Raw genomic sequence first — 12167 nt, 5'->3', positions numbered from 1 at the left:
TCATACGCCCTAAAGTTCAATTTATTTGCGAACTTTAGGGCGTATTTGTTTACCGAACCTTATCTGCTGTAACTAAATGAAATTTCTTATCCCTGCTTTTTTATTCCTGTTGTTTTTAGTTATTATCATTATTGTACGCAAATCTGCCCGGGCAAAAAGTTCCGGTTCTGTTGGGTTGCTCGTTAATCCCGCAGAAAATGATAACGGCGCTGTAGATATTAATCTAAGTATCGATCATAAAACAAAACTCGATTCATCTACCGTTTATGATTTAAAGGCAACATATAAAAACAAGCTTGTAGGCTTTAAAATAGAGATTCCCGACCGGGACAAGCAAAACGAAAGGGGATTTGGAAACGGAATTACCATAAAAACCCTTGGCAAACCAAGTGATGATTTCAGAAATGCCCTGAGTGATATCTATGGATTGGGTATATCAGCTAAAAAGTTTCCGGAAAAGGTAAACGTTTCCTATGTAGATCTTCACCAATTTGCCAAAAGCTATACTAAAAAAAGTATCGAAAATAGTCCATATTCAACTGAATTGAAATTGCTTTTTCAGTCGGATAAAGGAGGCCAGGCAGAGATTTACCTTAATATTCGTAACGATGAAAAGGTTATCGAATTTACCGAAAAAGACGAAGAATACCGGAAGCCACTGGTAGAGTTTTTAACTCAGCAGTAAAAATCACGCAATTAACAGGTAACAAAAGCTTAATTGGGCTTTAATCAAATTTCGTTATCATTGGGCATGAAATCTATTTGTGTATTCTGTGGTGCCAATTTTAATGGCGATGCTGCATTAAAACAAGCTATTGAACAACTGGCCGAGGTGATGGTGAGCCGGGACATATCGCTTGTATATGGCGGAGGTAAAGTTGGGGTTATGGGTTTAATAGCCGATGCTGTATTAAGCAGGGGAGGAAAAGCCATTGGAATTATCCCTCAGTTTTTGATGGATAAAGAAGTTGGGCACACCGGTTTAACCGAGTTGCATATTGTAGAAAACATGCACCAGCGTAAAAAAATGATGAGCGACATGAGCGACGGTATCATCACACTTCCTGGTGGTGTTGGTACGCTCGAAGAATTTTTTGAAGTACTTACCTGGCTGCAATTAGGCTTGCATTCATCGCCGGTGGGCTTGCTTAATGTGAACGGTTTTTACGATCTGTTATTGAAGCAGCTGGATTTCATGGTTGAGCAACGTTTTCTTAAGCCGGTTAACCGCGATTTGATCATAACCTCAGGAGATGCTATTGAATTGGTAAACCTGATGGATAACTTCAAAGCCACACCTGAAGAGGTTTGGTTTGAGAATAAGGATCTTACTTAGTTTGCCTGAATACATCTTCAAAACAAATCAGTTCCTACTTGCGGTTTTGTGACAGGAAATTTTCTAAATTACATTTCCTATCTAAAACCAATTATGAATATCGAATTCAATAAAAATGAAGATATTAATAAGCAGCTTGTTTATGAATTAAACACCCGGCTAAACAAAGTATACCAGGGCGGCGGCGAAAAAGCAGCTGCCAAACAAAAGGAAAAAGGAAAAATGCTTGCCCGTGAGCGGGTAAGTTACCTGATTGACAAAGATAAACCATGGCTGGAGGTTGGCGCTTTTGTTGCCGATGGAATGTATGCAGAGCATGGTGGTTGCCCATCTGGCGGAGTCGTTTGCGGTATCGGGTATATAGCAGGCAGGCAATGTGTTGTTGTGGCTAACGATGCCACTGTAAAAGCCGGTGCCTGGTTCCCTATAACAGCTAAAAAGAACCTCCGCGCCCAGGAAATAGCTATCGAAAACAAGTTACCTATCATTTATCTCGTCGATTCGGCTGGCGTTTATTTGCCTTTACAGGATGAGATTTTCCCCGATAAGGAGCATTTCGGCAGGATCTTCCGTAACAATGCCGTAATGAGCAGTATGGGAATTATTCAAATTGCCGCTATTATGGGCTCATGCGTTGCCGGTGGTGCATACCTGCCCATCATGAGCGATGAAGCGATGATTGTAGAGGGGACTGGTTCAGTTTTCCTGGCGGGGTCATATCTTGTAAAATCGGCTATAGGTGAGGATGTAGATAACGAAACACTCGGCGGTGCTACTACGCATTGCGAGATCTCGGGCGTTACCGACTATAAGCAACCTAACGATAAAGCGGCGCTTGATTCTATCCGCAACATCATGAGCATGACCGGCGATTATACCAAAGCCGGTTTCGACAGGATCCAGTCATCGCTCCCAAAACTTGACGAAAAAGAGATTTACGGGGTACTGCCCGATAACAGGGAGAAAGCTTATGATATGATGGAGATCATCCTTCGCTTGTTGGATAACTCAGAGTTTGAACCTTATAAAGATGGCTACGGTCAATCTATTATTTGCGGACTGGGCCGGATTGATGGCTGGGCTGTAGGAATTGTAGCTAACCAACGTAAAGTGATCAAATCAAAAAAAGGGGAGATGCAGTTTGGCGGCGTGATTTATTCTGATTCGGCAGATAAGGCTACCCGCTTTATTATGAACTGTAATCAGAAGAAGATTCCGTTGGTGTTTTTACAGGATGTTACAGGTTTTATGGTAGGCAGCCGGTCGGAGCAGGGAGGGATTATAAAAGATGGGGCTAAAATGGTGAATGCCGTAGCAAACTCTGTAGTCCCTAAGTTTACCATTGTAGTAGGTAATAGTTATGGAGCTGGCAATTATGCTATGTGTGGCAAAGCTTATGATCCGAGATTGATTTATGCCTGGCCATCAGCAAAAATCGCGGTGATGGGCGGCGGACAAGCCGCCAAAACCCTGTTACAGATCCAGGCTGCTGGTCTTAAAGCCAAAGGCGAAGAAGTTGATGCTGTAAAAGAAGCTGAACTATTGAAACAAATAACAGATAAATATAACTCCCAAACTACCCCATATTATGCCGCCGCCCGTCTTTGGGTTGATGGGATCATTGATCCGCTTGAAACACGCAAGGTAATATCAATGGGAATTGAAGCGGCCAATCACGCGCCTATTGAAAAGGCTTTCAATGTAGGTGTGATACAGACGTAGTCTTTGGTGATTAGAGGTTGGAGATAAGAGATTAGTAAAAGAAAAAGCGCCCTTCCGGATCCCGGAATGGCGCTTTTTTGAAGTTTTGTTTTACCCTCTGTGTCTTTTATGCTTTTTCTTTGAAGAGCTTGATGACGATGAGCTTTGCTTTTCAGATGATTTTTTCTCCTCAGTTTTAGCAGGTTGATTATCGGATGCTTTATTGTTTACATCTGTAGAATCTTTGCTTAGTTGTTTTACGGTGAATTCATTGCCGCGTAAGCCATATTCTAACTGCCGTTTAGCGCCCGAAGGCTTTGCCTCCTTACCGGTGCCATTGAATATCGGGAACTCACGCATCAGCTTACCATCCCTGATATAAAAGTTATCGTTACCACGATAGCCCTTACGCTGTGAACTTGTTAGCTTTGGAAAGTCGAGCTTGTTTGCTTTGTTGTTGTTAAATTCAAAGGCATAGATTGATGCGTAATTTGTTGTGTCTTTTGATTTAGCCTGGATCAGGATCTCAGGGTTACCATCCACATCCATGTCCGAATTGTAAACATCAACAATAGCTCCATCCAGATCACCGGTGGTTGTGGTGTATTTTATCGCTGCCGAATCTGAATGTAATATCATAAATGCCCCGGCTTCTTCAGCACCACGCCCCCAGCTTAAAACATCATAGCTTTGCCCAGGCGATACCTCTATCAGTTTGTGAAACCTGAAAGGCGCCATTAATTCCGGCTTTTTAGGTGCCGTGGGAGCGGCAGGCGTTTTTGTTTCCTGTCTGCCGCATCCTGCCATTAATGCGCTCATCGCAAACGCAAAAAGGTAAAGCCTGTTAGTCATATTTTATATAGTTCAACTTAGTTGTACAATGTATCCGGCGTTAACTCGGCCTTTGTTTTGCCCGGAGCGGTTATGAACAACTTCAGCGAAACAGGACCGGTTCCCTGGTCAAAATATTTTACGGTTACTTTATGGTAGCCTTTTAATAACGGAGCGGCACCCATTTCCTCATTCATCCCATGTTTTCCATCGTTGTTAACTACTGGCTGATCGTCAATTAACAATACCGAACCACCTGCAGATAACGTAGAGAAGCCATAAACTCCATCAGCATCAATATTAACAAATCCTGTATAAATTACACCGTATTTACTTTTATTTTTTCTCAGATCGGCAGTATTAAAGGTTTTGGTTACTCCGCTATCGGCAGGCATACCGCCTAATTGATTGGTGCTGGTATATAATCCGGGATAAACCTGGTACTTAACTCCATTTGCAGTACCTGTATAAGTAACGGCAGCCATTGGCGCTTTATTATAAACCAATGCGCGTGTAACGTTGCTGCGCCTGCCTGATGGGGTAATTACAATAGTTTGTAATTCGCGGTATTGACCATCAGGTACATCAAAATTTAACGGAGTTGTATAAATCAGGTCCGTTTCGCGAGGCGTGTAACCATCAATAGTGTAATGAATTTTAGCCCCCTCAACTGATGGTTTTAATACTGCTGTCAATTTACTGCCTATCATTACTGTATCTTTTGCACCAATGGCAGTTGGTACGTGATAATCAAAGCCATTTTTATCCAACCATGCTAAGTGCCCCGGTAAACGGGTATCGGCAAAATCAGCATAATTTTTATTTGCCAGCGGCGACCAGGCCACTTCCGATAGAGCGAGTAACCTCGGTAATAGCATAAACTCAACCTTGGCATCTGTCGCTATATATTCCGTCCATAAATTGGCTTGCACGCCTTTGATGTATTTTTGTTCATCTGGCGATAATACAGCAGGGGTAGGGTTATAGCTATAAATTTTCGAAAGCGGTTCGTTTCCACCAATGCTCAATGGCTCCTGGCTTGGTTTGCCCTGACCGTGGTCAATATATAAACCATTGCTTCCCGGCGTCATGATCACATTATGCTTTTGTTGCGCCGCTGCAATACCACCGTCTTCACCTCGCCAGCTCATTACAGTAGCGTTAGGGGCAAGGCCACCTTCTAAAATCTCATCCCAACCGATAATACTCCTGCCTTTTGAGTTTAAAAATTTCTCTATGCGTTGTATAAAATAGCTTTGCAGCGCGTGCTCGTCTTTAAGCTTTAATTTTTTAATTAACTGCTGGCAAAAAGCAGACTTTTTCCAGGCATCTTTTGGCGCTTCGTCACCACCAATATGAATGTATTTACTCGGGAAAAGTGCCATTACTTCGGTCAACACGTCTTGTAAAAAGGCAAATGTTTTTTCGTTCGGGCAATAAATGTCATTGAATACGCCCCAGGTTTCGGCAGGTTTGTATGTTTTTGACGGATCGCAGCTTAACTCAGGGTAAGCAGCAAGGGCAGCTTGCGAGTGACCAGGCATCTCAATTTCCGGCACAATGGTAATGAACCTGTCGGATGCATATTTTACCACTTCCCTGATTTGATCCTGCGTGTAAAAGCCGCCATAAGGAGTGCCGTCAAATTGCTGCGGAGTACGGTCGCGGTAACCGCCAATAAGCGTTTGTGCACGCATACTGCTGATCTGCGTAAGCTTAGGGTATTTTTTGATTTCAATACGCCAGCCCTGATCTTCGGTCAGGTGCCAGTGGAAAGTATTTAGTTTGTAGGCAGCTAACAAGTCAATATATTTTTTAACCATCTCCACGCCAAAAAAGTGACGACCTACATCAAGCATAGCACCCCTATAGCCAAAACGCGGGTAATCTTCAACTTGTACACATGGCAACTTAATAGTTGCGGCGTGTTCGGCCGGCATCAACTGAAGCAAGGTTTGTACGCCGTAAAATAGTCCGGCACCTTTTCCTGCAACAATAACCTGCTGCGGTGTAATGGTTAAACGATATCCTTCGGCGGGTAAGCCGTCGGTACCGGCAGTGGTAAGGGTGATTACGTTTGTGCTTGTGCCTCCTTTAACAATAACGGGCTTATTGTAAGCTTGGTTATTGGCCAGGTAATCTTTGAAAAATACAACGGCTTTGTTTGAAGGCGTGTCTGCCTGGATGGTGGTTTCCTGGCTCAAAACAAATTGTCCGGGAGCTTTTTTTAATGAAACAGGGGCGGGGATAATACCCAGGTTTGGGTCCCCGCTTTGCGCGTTTACCGTAGTTGTACAGACTGCAAGCGCGGCAAGCAGTATCAAAGAGGCCTTCTTATACATAATTTATCAATCAGGTTAGTGTGAGCCCGTAAGATAAAACTTTTTAAAAAAATATAAAAAGCTTTGACGAGTAAAAAGTTTGTTCAATAATTCATTAGGTATTTGTCTGAACTCGAATTTGCATAATTACTTGAATTAGCAGAATGCTCTAAGTAAATTCAAAAGAACCTTGTACGCGTTTGATACGAATTTAGACAACAGTATTCAAAGTAAAATACCGTGCATACGAAAATCGCCCCAAATCCCGGTTCTGAATTTGGGCGTTGCCTGCGGCCCGGGCTGTACGCTCATACTGCACAGGGCCTTAGCCACTTGGCCGGTATCCGCTGCCATCCCTAACGCAAGTGCCGAAAGTTTGATGAATGATAATTGGCCCTAATAAAAAAAGCGATAGTGTTAACTATCGCTTTTTGAGGCTAAGAAACTAATCTCTTACCTCCAATCTCTAACCATTAATTAAGCTGTTACCACATGCTCTTTAGCTGCCAGATAACGCTCTGCGTCAATGGCGGCCATACAACCGGTGCCCGCTGCCGTTACAGCCTGACGGTAAATGTGATCCTGGGCATCGCCAGCACAAAATACGCCTTCAACGTTGGTTTCGGTCGAACCCGGACGGGTAATGATGTAACCGGTTTCGTCCATGTGTAACCAGCCTTTAAAGATATCGGTATTAGGGTGGTGACCAATTGCTACGAAGAAACCTGTAACATCAAGATCCGTTTCGGCATTGGTTTGGTTATTGATCACTTTAACTCCGGTAACACTTTGGCCATCACCTAAAATTTCTTTGGTTTCGGTATTATATAAAATTTCAATGTTAGGAGTGTTCAATACACGGTGAACCATCGCTTTTGAAGCGCGGAACTCGTCCCTGCGGACAATCATGTATACCTTGCGGGCCAATTTTGCTAAGTAGGTAGCTTCTTCGGCAGCGGTATCACCGGCACCAACAATAGCTACATCCTGACCTTTAAAGAAAAAGCCATCGCAAACAGCACAGGCAGAAACACCAAAACCGCTGTATTTTTGCTCTGACTCTAAGCCAAGCCATTTAGCCGAAGCGCCAGTTGAGATAATTACAGTATCAGCAGTGATGGTTTTTACATCATCTACTACAACTTTATGAGGCAGGCTCGAAAAATCAACAGAACTTACATAACCAAAACGGATTTCGGTACCCAGGCGTTCAGCCTGTTTACGGAAATCTTCCATCAACTCCGGGCCCATAATTCCTTGTGGGTATCCAGGGAAATTTTCAACTTCGGTAGTTTGTGTAAGCTGACCACCTGCCAGTAAACCGGTGTACATAACAGGTTTAAGATCAGCACGGGAAGCATATATAGCTGCAGTGTAACCTGCAGGACCTGATCCAATGATCAGACATTTTACGTGTTCAGTTTCTTGAGACATTTTATTATAAATGAGTTGCGAATTTACGATTTTAAGCGCATAAGGCAAAGCGCATATCGTCAACAAAGTGACATCATTTGCCCGTGTTTGCTGCGAGCACCCGCATTACGTTACCTCCCAATATTTTATCAATATCCTTTTGAGTATAGCCCATCTTTAGCAATGCTTCGGTTATTTTAGGATAATCGGCAACACTATTCAATCCCAGGGGATAGGATTCGGCGCCGTCAAAATCTGATCCTATTCCTACGTAGTCAACCCCAATAAGTTTTACTATATAATCAATGTGTTTAATTAGCAGGTCAAGTGGCGGCCTTAGTCTGTCCGATTCGGTTTTGTACAAGGCATTTATCCTGATATTGGCCAGATCGACATCATGGTAAACTTTTGTCAATGAGTCGAGTTCTGCCTTGTGTTGGGCCAAAAACTTAAGCACTTTTGGTGTATAGGTGCTATCAACAAAACCACTATAAAAATTAATGCATACCACGCCGCCATTTTTTGCCAGCGCTTTCAGTTGATCATCTTTTAAATTACGGCGGTTAGGGTCAATGCTATAGGCACAACTATGTGAGGCTATAACAGGTTTTGATGTAGTTGCCAGCACATCATAAAAAGTGCGTTCACCAACATGTGATACATCAACCATAACGCCAAGATCATTCAGGTGCTTTACTATTTGCTTGCCATAATCTGTTAGACCTAAATGTGTCAGGCTGTCTTTTTTAGTGACCTCGTCGCGTGCCGAAGTTGCCCATGAAGTGCTATTGTTCCAGGTTAGTGTGAGGTAACGCATTCCCCGTTTTGCCAGGCTGTCAATGTAATCTATCCTGTCCTCAATCATGTGGCCGCCCTCAACGCCTATCAACGCGGCAAGTTTTTTCGCAGCAACTGTTTTCTTCAGTTCGGTTGTGTTACGAACAAGGGCTATTTTATCGGGGTTGCGTTTGATAAGCGCGTATAACGAATCAATTTCCCGGTTGGCAAAAGCAAACGCTGTTCCTTTGCCATAACTCTCGCCACACCAGATAGAAAAAATCTGAGCATCGAGGCCTCCTTCTTTAGCGCGAATCAAATCAAAATTTCCTTCACTTTGTTGTTTACCCAGGTCAGCGCCTGTTATCAGCTCGTTTGAAATAACATCATTATGCGTATCAATTAAAATAGCCTTTTGATGTATTTGCTGAGCATTTTGGGCTGATAATCTCAACGCCAGCATTAAAGGGAAGAATAGCAGCGATTTTTTCATAATGGAAGATAGGGAAATTGATTGCTGAATTATCCAACAATTACCAGGTCACTCAACTGGTTATTGATGAATTCCATTTCTTCGCCATTAATATGAATGTTGATGGCCTTTGCATTTTGAACAGATTGCTCGGCATTACGGGCTCCAACCAGGGCCACGGTTATACCAGGATGATTAATTGTCCAGCGGATTACCAATTGCCCAAGCGTAGCGCCTTTTTCGTCGGCTAACGGTTTTATTTTGGCAAGGAAAGCATTGGTACTTTCGATGTTCTGATCCTTGAAATATTTAACGCCTGCACGATGATCACCTTCGCCGAAATTTTGGCCCGCTTTCATTTTGCCGGTAAGTAAGCCGCGTTCAAGCGGACTGTAAGCCAAAATAGCTTTCCTGCTCTCAATACAATAAGGGATCAGCTCATCCTCAATATCGCGGTTAACCATGCTGACGGGAACCTGGTTTGCAGCCAGTTTAATGGTCTTTGCTGCGGTTTGCATTTGGCTTACATCATTATTACAAACACCGGCCTCACGGATCTTACCCTGTTCTTTCAAGCGTAAAATTGCTTCCATGGTTTCCTCGATAGGAGTGGTTTTGTCCGACCAATGGATCTGGTACAAGTCGATATAATCGGTGCCAAGACGTTTTAGGCTGCTTTCGCACTCGGCAATAATGCTGTCTTTACCAGCGTATCGATAAACATCGATGTCCTTACCGTTATTATCCTTGCTTTTAAAAAAGAATTCGCCTTTGGCAAGGTCCCAGCGCAAGCCGTATTTAGTAAGTATCTGCACTTTATCGCGAGGGAAATCTTTGATGGCTTTGCCAACAAGTTCTTCGCTTTTGCCCTGTCCGTAAACGGGGGCTGTATCAATTGAAGTTATTCCGTGATCATAAGCAGCACGCATAGCATCAATAGCTTCCTGGTCGTCATTGCCGCCCCACATCCAGCCTCCTGCTGCCCATGCACCAAAGGTTATTGCCGATACGCTTAGTTTACTTTCGCCTAATTTTCTGTATTCCATTTTTAAGAGTAGATTGTTGTTGTATGCACCAAATATATTTATTTAAACATTATTTGAAAGTGCTATCGTTTATCGATAATAATGTTATCGCTTTAAACGATTACTATTAATAGAAATATCCCGCAGTTTAAATGAAATCACCATAGCTGCATATTTAAAAAATTAATTACCACATTTGTAAATAGCACAACCACCTATATAAAATATGTATTTTTTATATCCTGCTTTTTTATTCGCGTTATTGAGCCTCGCTATACCGGTTGTGATCCACCTGTTCAACTTTCGTAAGTACAAAAAAGTATACTTCAGTAATGTTCAGTTTTTAAAGGAGGTACAGGAGCAGCAGGCATCACGTCGCAATTTAAAAGAGCGGCTGGTCCTGGCTTCGCGTTTACTTGCTTTGCTGTTCCTGATCCTGGCGTTTGCCCGCCCTTATATTCCCGGTGCTCAGAACGCTAACACGGGGAAACAACAAGTGATTAGCATATTTGTGGATAATTCATACTCCATGCAAACGCTTAACCGCGAAGGTTCATTACTTGATGAAGCTAAACGGAGGGCCAAGGAAATAGCTTCGGCCTACAATATCAATGACCGGTTCCAATTGCTCACGCAGGATTTTGAAGGTAAACATCAACGACTGCTGAGCCGCGATGAATTTAATGATGCTGTAGATGCGGTAAAGCTTAGTCCGCAAAGCCGAAACCTGCAACAGGTAGTCAGCAGGCAGGAAAACTTATTGGAAAATCAAGCGGACGGGTTAAAATCGATCTTCATCATTTCTGATTTCCAGAAAAATAAAAATGATAAACCTGTAAAAATTGATAGTAACATCTCAGTTAATCTGGTTCAACTTAAAGCGGGAAATTTGCCTAATGTTGCAGTAGATTCAGCCTGGCTACTAAGTGCGGTACATCGCCCGGGCGAAAATGAGAAACTGGTTGTACGCCTGCATAACTATGCTACTGAAAAAGCCGAAAAGATTCCATTGAAGATCCTGGTCAACGGGGAACAAAAAGCGCTTGGAAGCTTCAGCATAAACTCGCACGAGGCGCAAAACGATACCTTATCATTTTCGGGCTTAAAAGCTGGGTGGCAACGAGGTGAAATTCAATTGCAGGATAACCCGGTTACCTTTGATAACCAGTTTTATTTCAGCTTCAATGTAAAGCAGCAAATGTCTGTTTTATTGATAGACGGCGGTACTCCAAATCCCTATCTGAAGGCGGTTTTTGCTTCCGACGCCTTTTTTGCTGCAAACCGGGTAGCCGACGGTAACGTTGATTACGCGGCACTTAATACCTATCCCATAGTTATTGTCAGCGATGTTAAAACGATAGCTACCGGTCTGGTTCAACAATTAAGAACTTATGTGTCGAAAGGAGGTACGCTGGTTGTATTTCCGTCGGCTGATGCCGATCTTGCTAATTACAAGTCTTTTTTGCTGGCATTAAATGCGGGGTATCCTGAAAAGCTGGTGACCCAGGATGTAAAAGTAGCCTCTATCAACAGGCAAAGCCAGGTGTTTAAAAACGTATTTGAGAATTTCCCTCAAAATCCGGACCTGCCGCTGGTTAAAAGATATTATCAGCTAAGTAAAAGCGGTGCCAAACAGGAAAGCTTGATGAACCTGGCTACCGGTGAACCATTTTGGACAGGTTACAGTAACGGAAGAGGAAATGTTTATGTATGCGCTGTGCCGCTTGATGAAGATTTTAGCAGTTTGCCAAGGCATGCTTTGTTTGTACCGATGCTTTTCAGGATGGCCTTGTTAAGCGGGCATGATCAGCCTTTGTTTTATACCCTCGGCGCCGACGAAAATTTTGAAGTTCCGCCAGTCCAAACTACCGAAAAACAATTGCTTAAACTTACTAAAGGCGATCAAAGCATTATTCCTGATGTAAAACAGCAGGAGGGAAGTACACTGTTATATGTTTCGGATCAATTAAACTCTCCCGGAATTTATTCGCTCCGGAAACAGGACAGTACACTGGCCATGCTTGCTTTTAATGATAACCGGGCAGAATCTGACATGAGTTATTTTTCGGCAGCAGATTTGGAAAAATTACTGCCAAATGCAAAGCCCTTATTAACAGCGGGTAACGGTTCATTAAAAAGCGTTGTTACCGAATCAAATTTTGGCACACAATTATGGAAACTTTGTATAATTTTGGCGTTGATCTTCCTGCTTGCAGAAATATTGTTAATTAGGTTTTATAAGCCTGATAAACAAGATGTTATTCAAGCGGTATAGTTCGATTCAAATCCAC

At 42.8% G+C, this 12167-nt stretch carries 9 protein-coding genes; 4 read left to right on the top strand and 5 right to left on the bottom strand.

Going from position 1 to position 12167, the window contains the following annotated elements:
* Positions 1-76: 76 nt before the first annotated feature.
* The 3 genes from DUL71_RS10085 (at position 77) to DUL71_RS10075 (ending at position 3058) form a co-directional block, all read left to right on the top strand.
* Complete coding sequence (locus DUL71_RS10085) at positions 77-685, top strand: hypothetical protein (RefSeq protein ID WP_114937964.1); 609 nt, start codon at positions 77-79, stop codon at positions 683-685.
* A gap of 66 nt (positions 686-751) precedes the next feature.
* Positions 752-1336, top strand: coding sequence for an LOG family protein (locus DUL71_RS10080; protein ID WP_114937963.1), 585 nt, complete (start codon positions 752-754; stop codon positions 1334-1336).
* Positions 1337-1429: 93 nt separating this feature from the next.
* The gene (locus DUL71_RS10075) at positions 1430-3058 is read left to right on the top strand and encodes an acyl-CoA carboxylase subunit beta (RefSeq protein WP_114937962.1); all 1629 of its coding nucleotides are present in this window, start codon (positions 1430-1432) and stop codon (positions 3056-3058) included.
* Between the two features lie 90 nt (positions 3059-3148).
* Here DUL71_RS10075 and DUL71_RS10070 read toward each other — a convergent pair whose 3' ends face one another.
* The 5 genes from DUL71_RS10070 to DUL71_RS10050 all read right to left on the bottom strand — a co-directional run bounded on the left by DUL71_RS10070 (position 3149) and on the right by DUL71_RS10050 (position 9897).
* A complete protein-coding gene (locus DUL71_RS10070) occupies positions 3149-3856 on the bottom strand; it encodes a hypothetical protein (RefSeq protein ID WP_161964409.1) in 708 nt (235 codons plus the stop codon).
* Between the two features lie 50 nt (positions 3857-3906).
* Positions 3907-6210: a family 20 glycosylhydrolase gene (locus DUL71_RS10065; RefSeq protein ID WP_114937960.1), complete on the bottom strand. Its 2304-nt coding sequence runs from the start codon at positions 6208-6210 to the stop codon at positions 3907-3909.
* A gap of 456 nt (positions 6211-6666) precedes the next feature.
* Positions 6667-7623, bottom strand: coding sequence for a thioredoxin-disulfide reductase (gene trxB, locus DUL71_RS10060; protein ID WP_090526227.1), 957 nt, complete (start codon positions 7621-7623; stop codon positions 6667-6669).
* A 73-nt stretch (positions 7624-7696) separates the two neighbouring features.
* Entirely contained in the window at positions 7697-8872 is a 1176-nt protein-coding gene (locus DUL71_RS10055; RefSeq protein ID WP_114937959.1) for a dipeptidase, read from the bottom strand.
* Positions 8873-8901: 29 nt separating this feature from the next.
* Positions 8902-9897 (bottom strand): aldo/keto reductase, encoded by a 996-nt coding sequence (locus tag DUL71_RS10050; protein WP_114937958.1) that lies wholly within the window; start codon positions 9895-9897, stop codon positions 8902-8904.
* Between the two features lie 205 nt (positions 9898-10102).
* Between DUL71_RS10050 and DUL71_RS10045 the strand changes: the two genes are divergently transcribed.
* Positions 10103-12151 (top strand): BatA domain-containing protein, encoded by a 2049-nt coding sequence (locus DUL71_RS10045; RefSeq protein WP_114937957.1) that lies wholly within the window; start codon positions 10103-10105, stop codon positions 12149-12151.
* Positions 12152-12167: the final 16 nt, after the last annotated feature.

It is taken from the genome of Mucilaginibacter endophyticus, from assembly GCF_003351025.1.
GTDB classification, from domain to species: domain Bacteria; phylum Bacteroidota; class Bacteroidia; order Sphingobacteriales; family Sphingobacteriaceae; genus Mucilaginibacter; species Mucilaginibacter endophyticus.
This window is presented reverse-complemented; position numbering and strand designations above follow the sequence as displayed.

Coding starts and splice junctions, on each gene's coding strand:
- DUL71_RS10050 (WP_114937958.1), bottom strand. CDS start 9,897: ATGGAATACAGAAAATTAGGCGAAAGTAAACTAAGCGTATCGGCAATA.
- trxB (WP_090526227.1), bottom strand. CDS start 7,623: ATGTCTCAAGAAACTGAACACGTAAAATGTCTGATCATTGGATCAGGT.
- DUL71_RS10055 (WP_114937959.1), bottom strand. CDS start 8,872: ATGAAAAAATCGCTGCTATTCTTCCCTTTAATGCTGGCGTTGAGATTA.
- DUL71_RS10045 (WP_114937957.1), top strand. CDS start 10,103: ATGTATTTTTTATATCCTGCTTTTTTATTCGCGTTATTGAGCCTCGCT.
- DUL71_RS10065 (WP_114937960.1), bottom strand. CDS start 6,210: ATGTATAAGAAGGCCTCTTTGATACTGCTTGCCGCGCTTGCAGTCTGT.
- DUL71_RS10075 (WP_114937962.1), top strand. CDS start 1,430: ATGAATATCGAATTCAATAAAAATGAAGATATTAATAAGCAGCTTGTT.
- DUL71_RS10085 (WP_114937964.1), top strand. CDS start 77: ATGAAATTTCTTATCCCTGCTTTTTTATTCCTGTTGTTTTTAGTTATT.
- DUL71_RS10070 (WP_161964409.1), bottom strand. CDS start 3,856: ATGAGCGCATTAATGGCAGGATGCGGCAGACAGGAAACAAAAACGCCT.
- DUL71_RS10080 (WP_114937963.1), top strand. CDS start 752: ATGAAATCTATTTGTGTATTCTGTGGTGCCAATTTTAATGGCGATGCT.